The following is a 20874-nucleotide window of genomic DNA, read 5'->3' as shown; positions in this document are numbered from 1 at the left end:
GCCGCTTTTCCTGTCGTTCCGGCCGCTGGCCGGCATTCCACCAGGCGTCCCTTGATCATCGGGTTGCCGGCCAGCGGCCGGCGCTACCGCACCTCTAACGATGGCGCTTTTCCAGCACATCGCGGGCATCTTCCAGCGACAGCCCGCGCGCGCGCAGCAGCACCAGCAGGTGGTACAGCAGGTCCGACGCCTCGCCCAGCAAGGCCTCATCGTCCTGCGCCACCGCGGCCAGCGCCGTCTCCACGCCTTCCTCGCCCACCTTCTGCGCGATGCGGCGGATGCCGCCTTCGAACAGGGACGTCGTATAGCTGCCGGAGGGGCGCAGCGCCTCACGCACGGCGACCAGCTGGTCCAGGCCACCGAGGAAGTCCTTCGGTGCGCCGTCGAAGCAGCTTTCCGCGCCGGTGTGGCAGGTCGGACCTGCCGGGCGCGCCAGCACCAGCAGCGTATCGGCATCGCAATCGACGCTGATCGACTGCACCGCCAGCACATTGCCGGACTGCTCGCCCTTGGTCCAAAGACGCTGCTTGCTGCGGCTGAAGAAGGTCATGTGGCCGATGGCCAGCGTCGCTGCCAGCGACTCGGCGCTGACGTAGCCCAGCATCAGCACCTGCAGGGTGTCGGCGTCCTGCACAACGGCCGGCAGCAGCCCATCGCCCTTGTCCCAGTCCAGCGTTTCCAGCGCCTGCGGCGACGGCCGCACATCAATAGACATCCCGCACCTCGATCTGCTGCTCGCGCAGGTAGCGCTTCAAGTCGGCAATGGCGATGGCGCCACTGTGGAATACGCTGGCCGCCAGCGCACCGTCAACGTCGGCCTGGTCAAAGGCCTGGGCGAAGTGCTCCATCGTACCCGCACCGCCCGATGCGATGAGGGGCACCTGGCACAGCGCACGTGCCTGGCGCAGCTGCTCGACGTCATAGCCACGGCGCACGCCATCGCTGTCCATGCAGTTCAGCACGATCTCGCCGGCACCCCGGCGCTGCGCCTCGACGATCCAGTCCAGCGTGCGCAGCGGCACTGCCTGGGTTTTATCCGGGTCGCCGCTGAAACGGCGCACGCGCCACTGGCCGTCGTCCTCGCGTACCGAGTCGACACCGACCACCACGCACTGCACGCCGAATTCTTCGGCCAGTTCGGTGATCAGTTCCGGGCGGCCCAGCGCGGGTGAGTTGATCGAGATCTTGTCCGCGCCGGCGAACAGCACGCGACGCGCGGTCTCTACGCTGTCGATGCCGCCGGCCACGCAGAACGGGATATCGATCAGGCGCGCGATGCGCTCGATCCACGCCACGTCCACCGACCGTGCCTCCGGGCTGGCGCCGATGTCATAGAACACCAGCTCGTCGGCACCCTGGTCGCGATAGCGCTGCGCCAGTTCGGCGATGTCCCCCATGTCGACGTGATCGCGGAAACGCACGCCCTTGACCACGCGGCCATCGCGCACGTCCAGGCACGGAATGATGCGGCGGCTCAGCATGCCAGCGCCTCCGCCAGGTCCATGCGCTGTTCCAGCAATGCCTTGCCGAGGATCGCGCCGCCACAACCGGCGGCCTGTGCCGCAGCCACGTCGGCCACATCGCGGATACCGCCTGACGCCTGTACCGCCACGCCCGGCAGCAACGCTGCGAGGTGCCGGTACAGGCTGATGTTGGGCCCGGCGAGCATGCCATCGCGGGCGATGTCGGTGCACAACAGGTGACGCATTCCGGCCTGTGCATAGCGTTCGGCCAGCGCATCCAGGGTCACCCCCGCGTTCTCGGTCCAGCCATGCACCGGCAGCTGCCATTGCCCCTGCGCGTCCTGCCGTGCATCGAGGGCGATGGTCAGCCGCTCCGGGCCGAACTCGCCCAGCCAGCCGATCACCTGCGCCGGCTCGCGCACCGCCAGTGAGCCGATCACCACGCGGCTGGCGCCGGCATCGAGGATGCGTGCCACGTCGTCACGGCCACGCACGCCGCCACCGGTCTGCACCTGCAGCGGGGTCTGCGCACGGATCGCGACCAACAGCGGCGCCAACGTGTAGCCACCGGCACGTGCGGCATCCAGATCGACCAGGTGCATCCACTGTGCGCCCTGCGTGGCGAATGCCTGCGCACGCGGCAGCGGGTCGTCGCCATAGTGGGTTTCCTGCGCGTAGTCGCCCTGGCGCAGCCGCACGACGCGGCCGTCGCGGATATCCAGTGCGGGGTAGACGATGAAACTCATGCAGCGGTGCCCTCGAGGAAATTGCGCAGCATCAGCGAACCGGTATCGCCGGACCGCTCGGGATGGAACTGGGCGCCGAAGTAGCGGCCCTGCTCGACCACGGCGGTGAACAGGCCGCCGTGATCACAGGCGGCGACGGTATGGTTGTTCAGCGGCGCGGCATAGCTGTGCACGAAGTACGCGCTGGCGCGCTCGGGAACCCCCTGCAGCAGCAGCGACGGGCGCAGCGGCAGCAGCCGGTTCCAGCCCATGTGCGGCACGCGGATGCCACAGGCCGGCACCAGCTTGCGCACCACGCCGGGGATCAATCCCAGCGTATCCACGCCGGCCTCTTCGGAGCGGTCAAACAACAGCTGCATGCCCAGGCAGATGCCCATCAAGGGCACCTGCAGCTGGCGCAGCGGCTCGACCAGGCCCTGCGCATGCAGGCGCTGCATGCCGGGGCCGGCCGCGCCGACGCCGGGCAGGATCACCCGTTGCGCGCCGGCCAGGCCTTCGGCATCGCGGACCAGCTTCACCGTCGCACCGAGCCGTTCCAATGCGTAGCGCACCGAACCCAGGTTGGCACCGCCGGCATCGATCAGCACGACCTCGCTCACAGCGCCCCCTTGGTGGTCGGCAAGGCGGTGCCCTGCCGCGCCAGTGCCGGCCGCAGTGCACGTGCCAGGGCCTTGAAGCAGGCTTCAACCTTGTGGTGGTCGTTGTCGCCACGCACCTGCAGGTTGAGGTTCAGCCCGCTGGCATCGCACAGCGAACGGAAGAAGTGCGGGACCAGCTCGGTCGGCATGTCGCCCACGCGCTCGCGCTTGAACTCGCCTTCAAACACGAAATACGGGCGGCCACTGAAATCCAGCGCAGCGCTGGCCAGGGTTTCATCCATCGGCAGGGTAAAGCCGTAACGGCCGATGCCGCGCTTGTCGCCCAGCGCCTCGCGCAGGGCCTGGCCCAGCGCAAGGCCGGTGTCTTCGATGGTGTGGTGCTCGTCGATGTGCAGATCGCCCTCGGCGCGGATGTCCAGGGCGAAACCGCCGTGCTTGCCGATCTGCTCCAGCATGTGGTCGAAGAACGGCAGGCCGGTGTGGATGTGCGCATCGCCGGCACGATCCAGATCCAGTTCGACGCGGATCTTCGTCTCCTTGGTATTGCGCTGGACCACCGCCGTGCGTGGTGCATCGGCCAGTGCGTGGGCGATGCCCGGCCAGTCCCACTCGCCGCCGAACTGTTCGGTGCGCAGCTGGAAGCCACGGATGTTGAGGTTGTCGGCGAACTGCAGGTCGGTGATGCGGTCGCCCACCATGCCCGAGCGCGCCCAGTCGATGCTGCGGTCCTGCAGGTAGGCCGTCATCAGGCCGATGCCCGGCTTGCGCGTCGGCGCGTTGTCGTGCGGCCAGCTGCAGTCGACCAGCACGTCACGGAAAACGATGCCCTGGCTTTCGAAGATCTGCAGCATCAGGTCATTCGGGCCATCGAAGCTGGCGCGCGGGTAGCTCTCGCTGCCGAGGCCATCCTGGTTGGTGACGATCACGAACTGGTAGCCGGCATCGCGCAGCTTCAGCAGCGCCGGGATCACCTGCGGCACGAAGCGCAGCTTCTCGTAGGCGTCGATCTGGAAATCCGCCGGCTCCTCGATGAGGGTGCCGTCGCGGTCGATGAACAGGATCGGCGTCATGCCGCGGCCCTCCGTCCCGACAGGGCCGCAAGCACGCGGTCGTTCTCTTCGGGGCTGCCGATGCTGATACGCAGTGCATCGCCCAGCTGCGGTGCGGCGCGCTGGTCGCGCACCACCACGCCGGCAGCGAGCAGCGCGTCGAACGCCGCCTGCGCATCGGCAAAGCGGACCAGCAGGTAGTTGCCGGCCGATGCGTATACCCGGCCGATGCCAGGCAGGCCCTGCAGGCGGTGGTGCAGGCGCTCGCGCTCGGTGATGACCGTGGCTACCCGCTCAGCGGTGCGCGCAAGCGCGGCCGGCTGCAGCGCCTGCGCGGCCAGCTCGGCGCACGGCGTCGGCACCGGGTACGGCGCCTGGCATCGGCGCAGCACGGCAATCAGTTCCGGCGCGGCGATCAACGTGCCGATACGCGCGGCGGCCAGTGCGTGCGCCTTGGACAACGTGCGCAGCACCGCCAGGTTGGCGTGCGCGGCAAGCAGCGTGGTCGCCGAAGCGCGCTGCGCGTACTCGACATAGGCCTCGTCCACCACCACCAGCGCCTGCCCGCGCAGGGCAAGGGCTACGCGCTCGATCTCCGCCAGCGGGATGTCGCTGCCGGCAGGATTGGACGGCGCGCACAGGAAAACGAGCTTGGCGCCCTGCCCCTTGGCCATAGAGATGACCGCGTCCAGGTCCGTGCGCAGGCCCTCACCATCGTCAATCAGCGGCACCTCGATCAACGGCGCACCCTGCAACCGCGCACAGACTGCGTACATGCCGAATACCGGCGGCGTCACCAGCACGCCATCGCGGCCCGGCACGCACAGGGCGCGGACCAGCAGATCGATCGCCTCGTCGCTGCCACGGCCTACCAGCAGCTGTTGCGGCTGCACGCCGTACAGCGACGCCAGCGCATCACGCAGCGCAGCCGGCTGCGGCTCCGGGTAGCGGCGGCTGCCCCCGGCGGCGTCTGCCGGATTGGCCCACGCCGATTCGTTCGCGTTCAACCACACCTCGCCCTGCACCGCGCTGCTGCGCGCCGAACTGTAGCCGGCAAAGGCCTGCAGGTCCGGCCGTACCAGCGCCAGCACGCCGTCGATATCCGCGCTCATGCGGCCACCTCCATGCGCAGTGCCACCGCACGTTCGTGCGCATCCAGTCCTTCGGCGCTGGCGATGATGCGCGCGCAGCCACCGATCGCGGCCAGGCCAGCGGCGGTCGCGCTCTGTACGCTGATCAGGTTCTGGAAGCTGGCCACGCTGACGCCACTGTAGGCGCGCGCAGCACCGGCGGTGGGCAGCACGTGGTTGGTGCCGCTGCAGTAGTCACCCAGTGCTTCCGGCGTGTAGTCGCCGAGGAACACCGAACCGGCCGCCTGCACCTGGTCCAGCCACGCGCGCGGTTCGCGCAGGGCCAGGATCAGGTGTTCGGGGGCGTAGCGGTTGCTGATCGCAAACGCATCGGCCAACGACTCCACTTGGATCAACTGCGATGCCGACAGCGCCTGGCGGGCGATGTCCTGCCGCGGCAGCAGGGCCACCTGGCGCTCAACTTCGGCCTCGACGGCGGCCAGCATCGCCGCGTCATCGGTCAGCAGCAGCACCTGGGAATCCGGGCCGTGCTCGGCCTGCGACAGCAGGTCGGCGGCAACGAATGCAGGGGTGGCACCGGCATCGGCGATCACCAGCACTTCCGAGGGACCGGCCGGCATGTCGATGGCGGCGGCACCGTCCTGTGCCACCTGCTGCTTGGCTTCGGTGACGAAACTGTTGCCCGGCCCGAACAGCTTGTCGCTGGCCGGGATGCTTTCGGTGCCATAGGCCATCGCCGCGATCGCCTGCGCACCACCCAGCTTGAACACGCGTTGCACACCGGTCAGGCGCGCGGCCACCAGCACCGCAGGATCGGCCGTACCGTCGGCACGCGGCGGGGTGCACAGCACCACCTGTGGGCAACCGGCCAACTGCGCCGGCACGCCCAGCATCAGCGCGGTGGACGGCAGTGGCGCACTACCGGCCGGCACGTACAGGCCAACCCGGCCGATCGGCCGCAGCATGCGCTCGCAGACCACGCCCGGCGCGGTTTCCACCGTATAGCCCTGGCCCATGCCGGCCGCGTGGAAGCGGGTGATGCGTTCGGCCGCTTCCACCATGGCCTGGCGCAGCTCGGCCGGCACCACGGCGTCGGCAGCTGCGAACTCGGCTGCGGAAACTTCGAAATCCTGCAGATCCACGCCATCGAAGCGCGCGGTGATCGCGCGCAGCGCGGCGTCGCCCTGCGTGCGCACCTGCGCGATCAGCGCGGCCACCGCATCACGGGTCTGCTGCGCCACGGTCTGCACCGGGCGGGTCAGCGCCGCGCTGCGTGCGGCCTCGTCAAGTTGCGACCAGATCAGACGATTCATGCCAGCGACCGCTCCACGCTCAGTACCATCAGGCCCTGGGCGCCGGCGCGCTCCAGTTCTTCCATGCGCTGCCAGGTCAATGGACCGGGGCACATGGTCTGCAGGCGCAATGCACCGCCATCGGCAGGCAAACGCACCAACGGTTCGGCATCGGCCAGCAGCTGCGACAACGCGTCGACGCGGTCCTCGCTGGCGCGGAACATCAGCAGCTTGCGGTCCTGCCGCTGCACCACACCGTCCAGGCGGCGCAGCAGCATGCTGCGCAGCGCGCCGCGCGCATCATCGGGAACGCGTACCGCACCGGCCAGCACGGCTTCGCTGTCGAGCAGGTTGTGCACCGGGGTGAGCTGGTTGGCACGCAGCGTGGCGCCGCTGGAGACCAGGTCGCAGATCAGGTCGGCGGTGCCCAGACGCGGCGCGATCTCCACCGAGCCGGACAGTTCCACCACCTGTGCATCCACGCCCTGCGCGGCCAGCCATTGCTTGAGGATGGCCGGGTAGCTGGTGGCGATGCGGGTACCGGCCAGTTGTGCCGGCCCCTGCCATTGCCATTCTTCCGGCACCGCCAGCATCAAGCGGCACTGGCCAAAGCCCAGCCCCCGCAATGCCTGGTAGGCATCGGCCAGACCGATCTGGCGACGCGCGGCCGCCTGTTCGTCCAGTTCATTGCGGCCGACGATGCCCAGGTCGCAGACGCCATCGGCGATCAGGCCGGGAATGTCGTCGTCGCGCACCAGCAGCAGGTCCACCGGCAGTGATTCGCCGTAGCAGAACAACTTGTCGCGGCTCTCGCGCCAGCTCAGGCCACAGGCACTGAGCAGGTTGCGGGCGGGCTCGGCCAGCCGGCCACTCTTCTGGATGGCGATACGCAGCCGGTCTCGCGCCGGCGCTGCCTGGGTTGCACTCATGGGGGAGGTCTCGAAGTCTGGAACGGGGCGCGGATCAGCGCGAAGCAAGGCGGTCGACAGCGGCGGCATAGCCTCGATGGCCATGCTCAAGCGTGCGTGCCACCCGTCCGGTGGTGGTCACGCTGACGCCGGTGCGCTCGTGGATCTCGCGGTACGGCACGCCCTGCTGCAGCAGCGGCACCACCTTCCAGCGGTCGGCCATGGCTTCCAGCTCGGCTGGCGTGCACAGGTCACGCAGGAAGGCGACCACCTGCTCCGGCTCGCGCAGCGCGGCAAAGGCCTGGGCCAGGGCGTCCAGATCGGCTTGCGGGTCTTTGGCGGCGATGTCGGGGCGGGCTTTCACGGGCGGGGCTCTTGCATCAATGTAATAGCGTGTTAGTACATTAACGCATTCTTGCACGCCACGTCAAAGCCCGGCCAGGTTCCGCCAGGCCCGTTCAGGCAGCGGAAACGAAAACGCCCACCGGGCGGTGGGCGTTCGGATGCGGCAATGGACAGGGCTTCGATCAGGGCAGGCAGCGGACCTCTGCCTGCAGCGCGCCGCTGCCCGGCCCGGGCACGCCCGCTCGGCAAGGGCCTGCAGATCCTGCTCAAGCTGCGCTCGATCCATCACATGGCAGCGATCAGCCACCAGCTGGTAATTCGCAGGGCCGATCCGGGTGCTGCGCAACGCCGGATCGCTCTGGCATGCCGCCAGCAGGAACAGCATCAGTGTTCCTGCAGCGGCACGCGTCACGGCATGACCCGCGACTGCTCCAGTTCCACCTGCAGGGTGCTGGCCAGTTCATCACGGGAGACTTCGAACTGCTGCTCGCGCAGCAGGTCCTTCACCGCCACCACGCCGCGCGCCAGCTCGTCTTCGCCAGCCAGCACCACGAAACGGATACCGGCCTTGGCCGCGTACTGGAACTGCTTGCCGATCTTCTTCGGCTCCATCTGCACTTCGGTGTTGATGCCACCGGCGCGCAGGCGGCGGGCGATGTCCAGCGACTGCGGCATGCCCTGCTCGTCCATCAGCGCCACCAGCGCCTGCACGCTGCTGGCCTCGATACCCTCGATCAGGCCAGCTTCGCGCAGCTGCCAGAACAGGCGCGACAGGCCGATGGAAATGCCCACGCCCGGCAGCTTGGACTTGCTGTAGTGGCTGGCCAGGTCTTCATAACGGCCACCGGAACAGATCGACCCGATCTGCGGGTGGTCGGTCAGCGTGGTCTCGTACACCGTGCCGGTGTAGTAATCCAGGCCACGTGCAATGGAGAAGTTCAGGCAGTACGCGCTTTCCGGCACGCCCAGTGCCTGCACCAGCTGCAGTACTTCGCGCAGCTCGGCCACGCCGGCACGCAGGATCTCCGAGGAACCCGCACCGTCTTCCAGCGCTGCCAGCTGTGCCAGCGCATCGGCATGACCCTGCGAACGCACGGCGACGAAGGCCAGGATCTTCTCGACCTGTTCGGCCGGAATGCCGAAGCCCTCGCCCACCAGCGTCTCGCGCACGTAGTCGGGGCCACGCTTGTCCAGCTTGTCCACTTCGCGCAGCACTGCCAGCTGTCGTTCGCCCTCGGCCACGCCCAGGCTTTCGAAGAAGCCGCGCAGCAGCTTGCGGTTGTTCAACTGGATGCTGAAGTCACCGATGCGCAGTTCGGCAAATACAGCATGGATGACCGCCAGCACTTCGGCGTCGTAACGCACGCTCAGGCTGTCCTTGCCGATCACGTCGATGTCGCACTGGTAGAACTCGCGGAAGCGGCCGCGCTGGGCGCGCTCGCCGCGGTACACGCGCTGCATCTGGTAACGGCGGAACGGGAAGGTCAGCTCGTGTTCGTGCTCGGCCACGTAACGCGCCAGCGGCACGGTCAGGTCGAAGCGCAGCGCCATCTCCGGCAGCGAACGATCGCCGGATTCAGCAGCGTTGGCCAGCGCGCCGGTGGACTGCACGAAATACACCTGGCGCTCGGTCTCGCCGCCGGACTTGGTCAGCAGCACATCGGACAGCTCGAACACCGGCGTCTCCACCGGCAGGAACCCGAAGCGCTCGTAGTTGCGGCGGATGACGTCCAGCATGCGCTGGAACGCAATCTGCTCGCGCGGCAGCAGTTCAAGGGTGCCGGGCGGGGTACGGGGCTTGATCACGGGCGGAGCTCCTGCGGAATCGGGGACGTGGGAGGGGGCGACATTCTAGCGCCCCGCATCGCTCAGCCGCAGATAAGGGGTCCAACGGCCGCTTGAAGTATCATAAAGCCCTCCCCCGCCCGCGATACGCCCACGCAACATGTCCCGGCCTTCCGGCGCTCCGCCCGCCACCAACGACCCCGCCGCGCCGTCCTGCGCCACGCTGGACTGCCTGCACTGCTCGGTACGCCACCTGGCGGTGTGCTCTGCGCTGTCGCCCGATGAGGTGCAGGCGCTGGAACAGGTGACCGTGTCGCAGCAGCTGGCGATGGGCAGCACTCTCGCCCGCAGCGGCGAAGAGCGCCAGCATGTCTATACATTGACCGGTGGCGCGCTGCGGCTGGTGCGCACGCTTGCCGATGGCCGTCGCCAGATCAATGGCTTCGTGCTGCCTGGCGATTACCTGGGCCTGAGCGGCAGCGACCACCATCGCTACGACATCGAGGCCATCGCCGACAGCCGCGTGTGCCGCGTTGCCCTGCCGCAGATGAAGGGCCTGCGCGCCCGCTATCCGCACCTGGAGCGCAAGCTGCTGCAGCGCGCCTGCCAGGAGCTGGACGCCGCACAGGATGCCGCGCTGGCGCTGGCACGCCTGCAACCGGCGGAAAAACTCGCTGATTTCCTGCTTCGCCTGGCCGCGCGCGAGGCCAAGCTGGGCGGAGATGGCCTGCGCGTCTCCCTGCCGATGGGCCGCGGCGACATCGCCGATCATCTGGGCCTGACGATGGAGACGGTCAGCCGCACGTTCACCAAGCTGCGCCAGCAGGGGTTGATCGCCCTGCCCCATCTGAACGTGGTTGAGATCCTCGACGAGGATGGCCTGCGCACGCTGGCCGGTGACGTGCAGGGCTGAGCGCCCGATCAGTATCGGCTTGCCGGCCAGCGGCCGGCACTACCACGATCGATTGCTGACATCTGCGGTTGCCGGCCAGCGGCCGGCACTACCCGTGACGCGTGCTTCTGGTAGTGCCGGCCGCTGGCCGGCAACCACGCAGACGCCTCCATCAACGCAACAACACCTCACGCAATGCCGCGTAGTCCGCCGCCAATGGCTCGGCATGTGCCGGACGCTGCAGCAATGCATCCAAGGCCGGCGGCACCGCCACTGCTTCGCCGATCAACGGTTCCACCACCGCCTCGAACTTCGCCGGGTGCGCGGTAGCAACCACCGCCCAGTCACCCTTGGCGCCACCGGCGCGCAGATCCTGCAGCACCTTCACCGCCGTGGCCGTGTGCGGGCAGAACAGTTCACCGTCGCTGGCATGGGCGCTGGCGATGGACGCGCGGATGGTCACGTCATCCACTGCGAAGGCGCGGAACGCCGCCCGCAGCTCGGCATCGTCGCCCTGGTACAGCCAGCGCAGCCGCTCGAAGTTGCTCGGCGCGCCGACATCCATGGCGTTGGCCACGGTCGCAATGCTGGCCGCTGGCTGGTACGGGTCGCCACTGAAATAGCGCGGCAGCACCGCGTTGGCGTTGGTGGCCAGCACGATCTGCCCGATCGGCACGCCCAGCGCGCGCGCCAGCACTGCCGCCATCGCATTGCCGAGGTTGCCGGTCGGCACCACCAGGTTCAAGCGCCGCTGATGCTGCGCATGATGGCCCAGCGCTGCGTGCGCGTAATAGCTCATCTGCGGCAGCAGCCGGCCCAGGCTGATGCTGTTTGCGGAGCTCAGCGGCACCTGTGCCTGCAGATCGCGGTCGGCCAGCGCCTGCTTCACCATCGCCTGGCAGTCATCGAACGAACCGGCCACCCGCAGCGCCTGGATGTTGTCGCCAAAGCAGCCGAGCTGGTGCGCCTGTCGCGGCGACACCCGCCCATCGGGATACAGCACAACCACGCGTACACCGGGCTGCCGATGGAAGGCCGCCGCTACGGCTGCACCGGTGTCACCAGAGGTGGCCACGACGATGGTCAGATCGCGTCCCTTGCCGGTCTGCAGCCGCGACAGCACACCGGCGAGGAAGCGCGCGCCGATATCCTTGAACGCCGCCGTCGGCCCATGGAACAGCTCCAGCACATGGTCACCGCTGTTGCGCAGCGCGCGCAATGGCACGGGGAAATCGAAGGCCTCACGGCAGATCGATGGCAAGGCCTCGGCCAGCACATCGCCCGCGAAGAACGGCGCCAGCAGGTCAGCGGCGGTATCGGCCAGGCTCGTACCGGCCTGCAGCGCGCGCGGCGCCGGCAGCACCTCCGGTACGTACAGGCCACCATCGGGGGCGAGACCGGCAGCGATGGCCGCACTGAGTCCAACGGCCGGCGACTGGCCGCGGGTCGAAACGAATTGCATGGGGTCGATATCCGGTAGGGAGGAAGGATTCAGCACAAGCAGGCTCCGGGTGCATCCAGCGGCGAGATCCAGGCATCACTGTCGAAGCCGGCAGCGGCAAACGCCGCACGCACCGGCTGCGCTGCCGCGCGCGCCTGGTCGGCATCTTCAAACCAGGCAAAGACGCTGGGCCCGGCGCCGGAAATGCCCGCGCCCATCGCGCCGGCGGCCAGTGCAGCATCGCGTGCCGCGTCGAAGCCCACGATCAGGCCCGCCCGCCGCGGTTCCACCAGCACATCGCGCAGGCCGGCGCGCACCAGCGAGGCATCGCTGCGATGGCAACCGCTCAACACCAGCGCCAGGTGGGCACTCTGCGCGACGAATTCGCCCAGCGCATAGCTGCCCTGCAGCGCCTGTCGTGCCCGCCGGGTCTCCAGCACCGCATGCGGATGCACCAGCAGGCTGTGCCAGCTGGCCGGCACCGGAATCGGCACCAGGCGATCAGCCGTGCACAGCGCCACGCCGCCCAGCAGCAGCGGGCCGACGTTGTCACCATGGCGGCCACCGCTGGCGACGGCTTCGCCATCCAGTGCGAACGGATACAGCGCGTCGCGCGGCAGTGGTGCGTCCAGCAGTGCATTGGCTGCCACCAGCGCGGCCACGCAGGAGGCCGCCGATCCGCCCATGCCGGAGCCGAACGGAATGCCCTTGTCGATCTCGATGGCGAAACCGAAGCCCAGCCCCAGCGCTGCACGCAGTGCGATCAGCGCGGCGCCGGCGGTATTGCCTGGTGCATCCAGCGGCAGTTCGACCGCACTGCCACGGATCGCATCGATGCGCACCAACGGTTCGTCGATGCGGCGCACGCTCACCGTATCGCCGATACCGGCGATGGCGTGGCCCAGGATGTCGAAGCCGACCGCCACGTTGGCCACCGATGCGGGTGCGAAAGCGCGTGCGATCACAGCCGCGCTCCTTCGCCGGCCGCCACCCGCAGCAGATCAGCGAACACGCCGGCAGCGGTGACTTCCGGGCCCGCGCCCGGGCCCTGCACCACCAGCGGGTTGTCGCAGTAGCGGCGGGTACGGAACTGCACCACGTTGTCGGTCAGCCGAAGGTTGGCGAACGCGTGGTCGGCCGGCAGCTCCTGCAACCCGACCGACGCGCCATCCGGCCCCAGCCGCGCGACATAGCGCAGCACCGCACCGCGCTGGCGGGCATCGTGCAGCCGGGCCAGCAGCGCCTCATCGGAGGCACCCAGGCGGGCCATGAAATCGTCCACGCTTCCTTCGCGCAGCAACGCTGGCACCAGGCTCTCCACCTGCACCTGCTCCAGGCTGAGCGCGTGACCGGCCTCGCGGGCCAGGATCACCAGCTTGCGCGCAACATCCACACCGGACAGGTCGTCGCGCGGATCCGGCTCGGTGTAGCCCATCGAGCGCGCCTGCGCGACCAGTGCCGAGAACGGCTGGCTGCCGTCAAAACGATTGAACAGCCAGGCCAGCGTGCCGGAGAAGATGCCTTCGATCGCCAGCACTTCGTCTCCGGTATCCACCAGGTCACGCAGCGTGGTGATCACCGGCAGGCCGGCACCCACCGTGGCCTCGTAGCGGAAGCGCGCACCACTGGCCGCCGCCGCCGCGCGGATGCGCTGGTAGCGTGCCAGCGGACCGGCGCCAGCCTGCTTGTTCGGGGTCACCACATGGATGCCGGCGGCCAGCCAACCTTCATAGCGCTCGGCAACCTCTGCACTGCCACTGCAGTCGATCACCACCGCGTGCGGCAGATGCGCGGCCAGCAGGTGCTCGGTGAAGTGGTCCAGATCGCTGGCCTGGCCGGCGTCCTGCAGCGCCTGGCGCCAGTCTTCATGCAGGCCATCGGCCTCCAGGCGCATGCGCGAGCGTGACGCAAGCGCGCGCAGGCGCAGATCGACATTGGCCTTGGCCAGCAACTGCGGGCGCGCCGCCAGCAGCTGGTCCAGCAGCGCAGCGCCAACATTGCCCGGACCGATCACCCCCACCGCGAACGTCTGCGGCGACAGCCAGAACCCGGCATGCGCGGCACGCAGCGCGCGGGTCGCGTCGGCGCTTGCCACCGCCACCGAGATGTTGCGTTCGGAGGACCCCTGCGCGATCGCAAGGATGTTCACCTGCGCCCGGCCCAGCGATTCGAACAGCCGTGCAGCCACACCCGGCTGGCCCGCCATGCCATCGCCGACGGCGGCCAGCACGCTGACGCCCTCGCTGACCTGCACGCGCTGCACCTGGCCGGCGGCCAGCTCGTGCGAGAACGCCTGCACCACGGCATCGCGACCACGCGCCGCTTCGCCTGCGCGGACAACACAGCAGATCGAATGTTCGGAAGAGCCCTGCGAGATCATCACCACCGAGACCTGTGCCTGGCGCAGCGCGGCGAACACCCGTTCGGCGGTACCCGGCACGCCGATCAGGCCGGTGCCTTCCAGGTTCAGCAGGGCCAGATCCGTGCTCAGCGTCAGCCCTTTCACCGGGCCACGTGGCGAGCGCTCGGCGCTGATCCGCGTACCCGGATGGCTGGGCTGGAAGGTATTGCGGATGAAGATCGGCAGGCCCAGCCGGATCGCCGGTGACATCGTCTGCGGATGCACCACTTTCGCCCCGAAATAGGCCAGCTCGCAGGCCTCGTCGTAGCTCAGCGCGTGCAGCTGCACGGCCTCCGGCACCAGCCGCGGGTCGGCCGACAGCACGCCGTCGACGTCGGTCCAGATATGCAGTTCATCGGCGGCGAACAGTGCGGCGAAGATCGCGCCGGAGTAGTCACTGCCGTTGCGGCCCAGCGTGGTGACGCGGTCCTGGCGGTCGCGGGCGACGAAACCGGTGGCGACCACGCGCGACTGCGGGTGCTGCAGCCGCCACGCGGCAAGGCGGCCGGCACTGGCATCCCAGTCGACATCCACGCCCAGTTCGCCGTGGCCGACCACCAGCACATCGCGTGCATCCAGCACCGCGCAGTCCTCGCCCAGCGCGCGCAGGTGGGTACCAAGCAACTGTGCGGAGAACACTTCGCCCAGGCCCTGCACGCGGTCGAGCACCTCGCGTGGCAGTTCGCCGATCACCGCCAGCGCGGCCAGCACCTCGGCCAACTGGTCGAAACGTGCATCGATCCAGTCCACGGTATCGCCCACCTGCTCACCCAGCAGCGCTACCGCGGCACCCCGATGCCGCGCGCGCAGCGCATGCCACGCCTCCTGCCAGCCGGCATCGCCCTGGGCTGCCAGGTGTGCCAGTTCGATCAGCGCATCGGTAACCCCCTTCATGGCCGAGACCACGCTGACCTGCAACGACTCGGGGCGGGCCAGCAGCAGGCCGGCGACATGGCGATAGCGCTCGGCGTCGGCCACCGAGGTGCCGCCGAACTTGTGCACGACAGTGGACGGCGCGGCCAATGCGGACGCGGCAGGCGAATGGGCGGGAGCGATGGAAGACATGCAGACCTCGGTTGGAGGCCCCGTCGCATGCAGGTGGTCGAGTTTCCCCGTCACCTGGATGGTGCGGGGCCGTTGTTTTCGGGAGTTACACGAAGACGACGGGCCGCACCAGGGCAGTGGTGACGGTGGTGGTGGTAATGGTGGTGGTGATGGCGACCGGCGCAGTCGAACGGCCCGCGGTAGCGGGGGCGATCAGGCGGGCGTTGGCGGCATCAAGGACCATGGGCTACAGAAAACACCGCCGCGATGGTTGCTGTCAAGTGTTGCGGCGCAATATTTCTTTGCGGCGATCATCGGCCAACGTGCCGGCATTTGGTTGCAACTGAGACCAACGGGTGATCGTCGGCCTCAGTGCGTCGATTCAGCCGACATGTTCGGTGATTGCGCGCGGCGTGCGATGCGCATGCGCGCACAACAGCACCCCGCCCACCAGCAGCACGATCGCCAGCAGTTCCAGCAGGCTGGGCCAGCGCCGCTGCCAGGCGAAGGCGTACAGCAGCGCGAACAGGGTCTCGAACACGATCATCTGCCCGGTCAGGGTCAGCGGCAGCAGGCGACTGGCCCGGTTCCAGAACGCATTGCCGAGGATCGAGGCGACCACCGCCACGCCGGCGCTGATGGCCCAGAACCCACCCCATTGCGCAGCCGTATGCGCCTGGTTGTGTCCACTGAACGCCATCGGCACCAGCAGCAGCGACAACCCGCCGGTGGTGACGCCGGTCAGCAGTGACCAGTCGTGGCTGGAAAGGTCGGGCCGCCGCGACAGCCAGCGGCTGTTGCCGATGGAATACAGCGCCCACGAGAACAACGCACCGAACGCGCACAGCAGGCCGATCAGGCGTTGCCGCCAAGGCGTGCCCAGATGCTCGGACATCAGCGCCTCCCAGCCGACCATCGCTACGCCGAGCACGCACAGCGCCAGCGCCGGCAGCAGCTGCTTCAACGGCACCGCACCCTGCTCGCGCACGCCCACCAGGGTGACCACGACCGGAATCAGGCCGACAATCAACGAAGCAGCGGCGCCACCGGCCCACTGCACCGCCGTGGCCAACAGCAGGAAGTACACCAGGTTGCCGGCCAGGCTGAGCCACAACAGGCCGATCCACTCAGCGCGACCGAGCTTCGGCGCCAGCCGCTTCCAGCGCGGCAGCAGCAGGACCACGGCGATCAGGCCATAGACCAGATAGCGGCCGGCGGAAAGCTGCAGGGCATTGAACGAGCTCAACACGGCGGGCGCGAGGAAGACCACGCCCCACAGCGCACCGGCGGCGATGCCATTGGCGATGCCCAGGGCAATCGGGTTGTTGCGCATTGCAGGTTCACAGCAAGAACGGGCCGCGCAGTGTAAGCGGCCCCTTGCCGGCCGGTCTTGACCGAGGCTACTGCCGGTTCGCTTCCGCAGCGTTGGGTGTGGCTCGCCGCCATGCCGCCGGCGTCTGCCCGCATTCGCGGCGCAGCGCACGGGTCAGTGCACTCTGCTCGGAATACCCTGCGGCCAGTGCGATATCGCTGATCGATGCCTGGCTGACCCGCAACTGGTGCTTGGCCCAGCGCAGGCGGCTGGCACTGAGCCACGCCTGCGGGCTGAGCCCGAACTCACGCCGGAACACCGCATGCAGGCGGCTTTCGCTGATGCCGACAAAGGCAGCCATGCGCGCTACCGACCACGCATGCCCCGGCATCGCCTCGACCGCAGCGCACAGGCCCTGCAGGCGCGCACCACTACCGGCAGGCGCGAAGACCCGCAGCAGTTCCGGTAGCAGCGCTGGCACAGGCCGGCCCGTCTGCACCTGGGCAAGCCGCTGCCGCAGCGACAGCGGGAGATGCAGCCAGCGCTGCCGGCACAGGTGCTCCTGGGTCGCGTCATCGAGCACGCCCGGCCCGCAGTCGACAATCACGAAACCGTTGGGACCCTCGGCCATCTGGTCGTGCGCTTCGCCGGCCGCCACGAATGCTCCCTGCAGCAGGTCAAGACGGCCGCCCCTGCCCTCCATCTCGAACTGCAGCTCACCCTGCAGCGGCAGCACCCACTGCGCATAGCCGTGGCGATCCAGGCCGGTGGCCTGACCGTAGTGCCGTAGATGGAAGATGGCGCCCATCCGAGCAGTCTGCGCGTGTAACACTTGCCGTGCAAACCGCTGCTATAGTCGGCCCGTCATCCAACGCAGGGAGTGCAGGACATGACTTACAGGCACGCATCCATGGTACTGGCCGCCAGCCTCGCGCTGGTGCTCACCGCCACGGCTTCGGCACAGGAACGCATGCCACCGGCCCCGCACTGCATGGACGCTGTCGGCGTCCAGGAAGTGGAGCAGGCATCACCGCGCTCGATCGCGCTGCGTGCCGCCTCCGGCCAAGCCTATCGCATCGACTTCGCCGAGGATTGCCCCGGCGTCCGCGCAGCCACCACGTTGAAGCTGGAAGCACCCGCCGGCTGGGCCTGCGGTCGTCCCAGCGAGCGCGTTGTGGTCGATGGCCACAGCTGTGCCGTCAGTGCAGTCACCCCGGTCCAGGCCCGCGACTATGCCAGCGTGGCCCGCGACAGCGACAGCCTGCGCACGGCCACCCTGCCCGCCCTGACGATCCGCCAACGCAAGGACGTCCGTCGCGGCTTCGGCGGCTCGGCCTCGTACTGCTTCGCCACCCGCAATGTGCGCGGCTGGTCGTCCGACACGCAGGGCATGCTGGTGGAAACCAACCCGCTGCGTAGCGGCGGCCATCGCTTTTACCGTGTTGAACTGGGCAGCCACTGCCTCCAGCTCGACCGCTCACCGGAATTGAGCTTCCAATCCGGCATGCAGAACGGCCTGATCTGCGGCAACCCCGGCGACCGCGTGGTTACGGCCGATTTCGCCAGCTTCGACGAGCGCAGCGACGCGGTGGCGCCGCTGCCCCGCTTCACCCGCCGCGGCGCCTGCACGATCCAGGCGGTCTACCCGGCCTCCAGCCAGGCGTCGAACTAGCCGTCGACGCCGAGGAAGGTGAACGGTGCGCTGGGCACGAAATGGCCCAGTGCATCGCCGGCGAAGGTATTGCGCTGGTCACGGCCGAGATCGAGCTTGAGCACCTTTCCGCCGAAATCGACCTTGGTCAGGTCGACCCAGAAGGTGTTGGGCGTCAGTGCCGACTCGAAGAAATACAGGCGCCGCTTGTGGTCGGCGACCGTACGCCAGCGGGTGGACGAGATGTTGGGCTCGCCCGGCGTGGTGATGCCGAACGGTACCGACACGTTGCGGATCACGCTGAACACACTGGCCAGCGCCTCCACCGGATCTTCCGCTTTCGGAATCGCGTTGATGTAGAAGGAGGCCCGCGCGAAGCGGTCGGCCGAACGGTTGGTGCCCGGCAGCATCACCGTGCCACCGATCTGCTGCCAGTAGCTGTTCAATGCCAGCTGCTGGTCGAAGACCGGCGAATTGGTCATCACCTGATAGCGCCGATCATGGTGGATCACCTGGCGCCCGCCGATGTATTCGACGATCGCGCTGTCACCCGTGGCGTCGGACAGCGACAGATGCAGCGTCGCCTGGCGGTCCTCGCCCGGCACCTTGTCGGTGACGATCGAGTACGGTTCGCGCTGCAGCGCGGTCACCGCCTCTTCCACCGTCGCGAAATTATCCAGCACGTACTGCGCCCACAACGAGATGGACAGGCCGGGCTTGCCGCTGCGCTGGGCCGGGTACTCCGACTCGACCAGCCACAGCAGGTTGGCGACCAGGCCCTTCTCGTTCATGCCATCGGTGGTGGAAATGTCATAGCCGGTGGCCACCACGCTGCCGTAGCGTGCAGTCCAGGCGATCGACCCCGGCCCCGCCTTTCCGGTGCGCGCAATGCCACGCGGCAACACGTAGAGATTGGTGGCCACGTCCACTTTCCAGTCCATCGAGCGGGCGGTGATGACGTCGCCGTTGTCGCCCAGATACACCGCGCGCGTGCAGGCCATCGCCGGCGTTGCCGCCGTCGCCAGTGCCGCCGCCAGCAACGCGCCGCCTTTCCATTTCATCCGTGCCATGTCGTCCTCCGTTCCCCGGGAAAGGTGATCTGAACCCCGCAACGGTGAGACGAACGTGAAGCCTCAGCGCAGCCAGCGATCATGCAGCCAGAAACCGGCAGCCATTGCTGGCACGAACCACAGGGCTTCGCGCGCGCCCACCGCCAACGCGGCCAGCGCGGGCCCCGGGCAATAGCCGACCCAGCCCCAGCCGACACCGAACAGCGCCGCACCCAGCAGCAACCGCGTGTCGACAGCCTGCGCCGCCGGCAGCTCGAAACGTTCGGCGCACCATGGCCGCTGCCGCCGCCGCAGCCAGAATTGACCCAGTGCGCTGACCAGCAGCGCCGACGCCAGCACCCAGGCCAGCGTGGGATCGAAGTCGCCAGCCACATCAAGGAACCCCAGCACGCGACGCGGGTCGGTCATGCCGGCCAGCGCGAGGCCGGCACCGAACAGGCCGCCGGCCAGACCTGCCGCCCACAACCTGCGGCTCATGCCAGGCCTCCGCCGTGACGTAGCAGGAACGTGGTGAGCATCGCGCAGGCCATGAACACCAGCACCGCCACCAGCGATCGCCGCGATCCACGGGCGAGGCCACAGACACCGTGGCCGCTGGTGCAGCCGTTGCCCAGCCGCGTACCCAGGCCCACCAGGACACCGGCAGCGATCAATTGCCAGGCCGGCAGCGCGTCGCGCAGCAAGGCGTGTGGTGGTTGTCCTGCACCCGCCTGCCAACTCAACACCGCTGCCGCCGCCGACATCAGTCCGAGCAGGAAAGCCCAGCGCCAACCACGATCACCGCGCGGCGCGGCAGCGGCGCCAGCAGCGATACCGCTGATGCCCGCCACCCGACCGAGCGTGGCCAGTAGCAGCACCGCCGACACACCGATCAGGCCGCCGCCTGCAATTGCCGCCCATGGCAGGTTCATGCCCTGCCCCTCTGCATCGCGCGCATCGGCTTGCCCTTCAATTTAGATTTCTCTAAATTAGACTTTCCTGAACTACCGGGTCAAGCCGTGCCCAGCATCACCACCGACAGTGCCGCGATGGCTACGCATGCCGCACAAGCGGCTGCCCTGCTGAAATCGCTGGCACACCCGGCGCGACTGCGCGTGTTGTGTCGCCTGGTGGAAGGCGAAGCACCGGTGCCGGAACTGCAGGCCCTGACTGGCCTGAGCGCATCGGCGCTGTCACAGCATCTGGCCGTGCTGCGCAATCTGGAGGTGGTGGCAACGCGGCGGCAGGCACAGACACTGCACTATCGGCTGCTGGAGGGTCCGGCGCTGGGGGTGCTGCAGGCATTGCACGCGGCGTACTGCGCCCCGCAACGTTAGCGGTCAACCCGCGCTGAGTACCGGCCGCACAACCTCGGCCAACAGATCCACCGCCGTAAGCACGACGCTGTCACCGTTCACCGAGCGGGCGAATCCCGACCAGTCGCCTGCGGAAAGCTGACGCAGCAGCGCGGCGTCGACCGGCAGCCCGCGCATTGCCCAGTACGGAAACTGGCGCTGGCCCAGCCGGCCACGCGCCAGCTCGACGATGTCGACATGGCTGCCGGCCTGCAGGATGCGCTCATAGACCGAATCGATGCCATCAGGCGGGCCTTCGATGTACTGCAGGAAGCGTTCGCCGTCATGCAGCAGCACACCCGTCACCCCTGCCATCTTGTTGAAGCGCGAGGCATCCTCGACCAGCGTCTGCAGACGTGCGGCAGACAGATCCGGCTTGGCCTGGCTGACATAGGCGATGGCGCGCAGTGGCATGGAGCTTCCTTTGCAAGAGTAGTGCCACGGTAGCAGT

Annotated in this window: 24 protein-coding genes; 3 read left to right on the top strand and 21 right to left on the bottom strand. The window is 68.4% G+C overall.

Going from position 1 to position 20874, the window contains the following annotated elements; genetic code table 11:
- Positions 1–94: 94 nt before the first annotated feature.
- The 11 genes from hisIE to hisS all read right to left on the bottom strand — a co-directional run bounded on the left by hisIE (position 95) and on the right by hisS (position 9299).
- Complete coding sequence (gene hisIE / locus ABIA73_RS19355; protein ID WP_025874822.1) at positions 95–715, bottom strand: bifunctional phosphoribosyl-AMP cyclohydrolase/phosphoribosyl-ATP diphosphatase HisIE; 621 nt, start codon at positions 713–715, stop codon at positions 95–97.
- Positions 705–1481, bottom strand: a complete 777-nt coding sequence (gene hisF, locus ABIA73_RS19350; RefSeq protein ID WP_049464459.1) for an imidazole glycerol phosphate synthase subunit HisF — start codon at positions 1479–1481, stop codon at positions 705–707. The genes hisIE and hisF overlap by 11 nt, the downstream gene beginning before the upstream one ends.
- Positions 1475–2209 (bottom strand): 1-(5-phosphoribosyl)-5-[(5-phosphoribosylamino)methylideneamino]imidazole-4-carboxamide isomerase, encoded by a 735-nt coding sequence (hisA, locus tag ABIA73_RS19345; protein WP_354276176.1) that lies wholly within the window; start codon positions 2207–2209, stop codon positions 1475–1477. Before hisA ends, hisF begins: the two co-directional genes overlap by 7 nt.
- A complete protein-coding gene (gene hisH / locus ABIA73_RS19340; RefSeq protein WP_313283540.1) occupies positions 2206–2808 on the bottom strand; it encodes an imidazole glycerol phosphate synthase subunit HisH in 603 nt (200 codons plus the stop codon). The genes hisA and hisH overlap by 4 nt, the downstream gene beginning before the upstream one ends.
- Positions 2805–3878 carry a bifunctional histidinol-phosphatase/imidazoleglycerol-phosphate dehydratase HisB gene (gene hisB, locus ABIA73_RS19335; RefSeq protein WP_025874831.1) on the bottom strand — a complete coding sequence of 358 codons (1074 nt, stop codon included), beginning with the start codon at positions 3876–3878 and terminating at the stop codon, positions 2805–2807. Before hisB ends, hisH begins: the two co-directional genes overlap by 4 nt.
- Complete coding sequence (hisC, locus tag ABIA73_RS19330) at positions 3875–4969, bottom strand: histidinol-phosphate transaminase (protein ID WP_354276175.1); 1095 nt, start codon at positions 4967–4969, stop codon at positions 3875–3877. Before hisC ends, hisB begins: the two co-directional genes overlap by 4 nt.
- Positions 4966–6261 carry a histidinol dehydrogenase gene (hisD, locus tag ABIA73_RS19325; RefSeq protein WP_354276174.1) on the bottom strand — a complete coding sequence of 432 codons (1296 nt, stop codon included), beginning with the start codon at positions 6259–6261 and terminating at the stop codon, positions 4966–4968. The genes hisC and hisD overlap by 4 nt, the downstream gene beginning before the upstream one ends.
- The gene (hisG, locus tag ABIA73_RS19320) at positions 6258–7169 is read right to left on the bottom strand and encodes an ATP phosphoribosyltransferase (RefSeq protein WP_354276173.1); all 912 of its coding nucleotides are present in this window, start codon (positions 7167–7169) and stop codon (positions 6258–6260) included. Before hisG ends, hisD begins: the two co-directional genes overlap by 4 nt.
- A 34-nt stretch (positions 7170–7203) precedes the next feature.
- Positions 7204–7512 (bottom strand): YerC/YecD family TrpR-related protein, encoded by a 309-nt coding sequence (locus tag ABIA73_RS19315; RefSeq protein WP_025874839.1) that lies wholly within the window; start codon positions 7510–7512, stop codon positions 7204–7206.
- Positions 7513–7575: 63 nt separating this feature from the next.
- The gene (locus ABIA73_RS19310) at positions 7576–7878 is read right to left on the bottom strand and encodes a hypothetical protein (RefSeq protein ID WP_354276172.1); all 303 of its coding nucleotides are present in this window, start codon (positions 7876–7878) and stop codon (positions 7576–7578) included.
- A 23-nt stretch (positions 7879–7901) separates the two neighbouring features.
- Positions 7902–9299, bottom strand: coding sequence for a histidine--tRNA ligase (gene hisS / locus ABIA73_RS19305; protein WP_025874842.1), 1398 nt, complete (start codon positions 9297–9299; stop codon positions 7902–7904).
- A 139-nt stretch (positions 9300–9438) separates the two neighbouring features.
- Here hisS and ABIA73_RS19300 point away from each other — a divergent pair, with 139 nt between their 5' ends.
- The gene (locus ABIA73_RS19300; RefSeq protein WP_033830968.1) at positions 9439–10191 is read left to right on the top strand and encodes a Crp/Fnr family transcriptional regulator; all 753 of its coding nucleotides are present in this window, start codon (positions 9439–9441) and stop codon (positions 10189–10191) included.
- Positions 10192–10342: 151 nt separating this feature from the next.
- Here the strand turns inward: ABIA73_RS19300 and thrC are convergent, their stop codons facing one another.
- The 6 genes from thrC to ABIA73_RS19270 all read right to left on the bottom strand — a co-directional run bounded on the left by thrC (position 10343) and on the right by ABIA73_RS19270 (position 17176).
- Positions 10343–11632, bottom strand: a complete 1290-nt coding sequence (thrC, locus tag ABIA73_RS19295) for a threonine synthase (RefSeq protein ID WP_354276171.1) — start codon at positions 11630–11632, stop codon at positions 10343–10345.
- Between the two features lie 29 nt (positions 11633–11661).
- Positions 11662–12576, bottom strand: a complete 915-nt coding sequence (locus tag ABIA73_RS19290) for a homoserine kinase (protein ID WP_099783811.1) — start codon at positions 12574–12576, stop codon at positions 11662–11664.
- A complete protein-coding gene (gene thrA / locus ABIA73_RS19285) occupies positions 12573–15077 on the bottom strand; it encodes a bifunctional aspartate kinase/homoserine dehydrogenase I (RefSeq protein ID WP_080148954.1) in 2505 nt (834 codons plus the stop codon). Before thrA ends, ABIA73_RS19290 begins: the two co-directional genes overlap by 4 nt.
- Positions 15078–15162: 85 nt before the next feature.
- Positions 15163–15300, bottom strand: a complete 138-nt coding sequence (locus tag ABIA73_RS19280; RefSeq protein WP_164745120.1) for a hypothetical protein — start codon at positions 15298–15300, stop codon at positions 15163–15165.
- 138 nt (positions 15301–15438) lie between these two features.
- A complete protein-coding gene (locus ABIA73_RS19275) occupies positions 15439–16389 on the bottom strand; it encodes a DMT family transporter (RefSeq protein WP_263929950.1) in 951 nt (316 codons plus the stop codon).
- Between the two features lie 67 nt (positions 16390–16456).
- Entirely contained in the window at positions 16457–17176 is a 720-nt protein-coding gene (locus ABIA73_RS19270) for a helix-turn-helix domain-containing protein (RefSeq protein ID WP_218789211.1), read from the bottom strand.
- Positions 17177–17257: 81 nt separating this feature from the next.
- Between ABIA73_RS19270 and ABIA73_RS19265 the strand changes: the two genes are divergently transcribed.
- Positions 17258–18040 carry a DUF6491 family protein gene (locus ABIA73_RS19265; protein ID WP_032976084.1) on the top strand — a complete coding sequence of 261 codons (783 nt, stop codon included), beginning with the start codon at positions 17258–17260 and terminating at the stop codon, positions 18038–18040.
- On the opposite strand, the gene ABIA73_RS19260 is transcribed toward ABIA73_RS19265, so the two are convergent.
- The 3 genes from ABIA73_RS19260 to ABIA73_RS19250 all read right to left on the bottom strand — a co-directional run bounded on the left by ABIA73_RS19260 (position 18037) and on the right by ABIA73_RS19250 (position 20000).
- Entirely contained in the window at positions 18037–19089 is a 1053-nt protein-coding gene (locus tag ABIA73_RS19260; protein WP_218789209.1) for a linear amide C-N hydrolase, read from the bottom strand. The genes ABIA73_RS19265 and ABIA73_RS19260 overlap by 4 nt on opposite strands.
- A 63-nt stretch (positions 19090–19152) precedes the next feature.
- Positions 19153–19566: a DUF6691 family protein gene (locus tag ABIA73_RS19255; RefSeq protein ID WP_279207717.1), complete on the bottom strand. Its 414-nt coding sequence runs from the start codon at positions 19564–19566 to the stop codon at positions 19153–19155.
- Positions 19563–20000 carry a YeeE/YedE family protein gene (locus ABIA73_RS19250; RefSeq protein ID WP_354276170.1) on the bottom strand — a complete coding sequence of 146 codons (438 nt, stop codon included), beginning with the start codon at positions 19998–20000 and terminating at the stop codon, positions 19563–19565. Before ABIA73_RS19250 ends, ABIA73_RS19255 begins: the two co-directional genes overlap by 4 nt.
- 117 nt (positions 20001–20117) lie before the next feature.
- On the opposite strand from ABIA73_RS19250, the gene ABIA73_RS19245 reads away from it, so the two are divergent.
- Positions 20118–20405, top strand: a complete 288-nt coding sequence (locus tag ABIA73_RS19245) for an ArsR/SmtB family transcription factor (RefSeq protein ID WP_033832118.1) — start codon at positions 20118–20120, stop codon at positions 20403–20405.
- A gap of 3 nt (positions 20406–20408) precedes the next feature.
- On the opposite strand, the gene ABIA73_RS19240 is transcribed toward ABIA73_RS19245, so the two are convergent.
- Positions 20409–20837, bottom strand: coding sequence for a BLUF domain-containing protein (locus ABIA73_RS19240; protein WP_025874866.1), 429 nt, complete (start codon positions 20835–20837; stop codon positions 20409–20411).
- Positions 20838–20874: the final 37 nt, after the last annotated feature.

This window comes from Stenotrophomonas sp. 2694 (assembly GCF_040548715.1).
In the GTDB taxonomy this organism is placed as follows: Bacteria; Pseudomonadota; Gammaproteobacteria; order Xanthomonadales; family Xanthomonadaceae; genus Stenotrophomonas; species Stenotrophomonas indicatrix.
The sequence above is the reverse complement of the archived record's forward strand: the minus strand, read 5'-3'. Positions and strand labels throughout refer to the sequence as shown.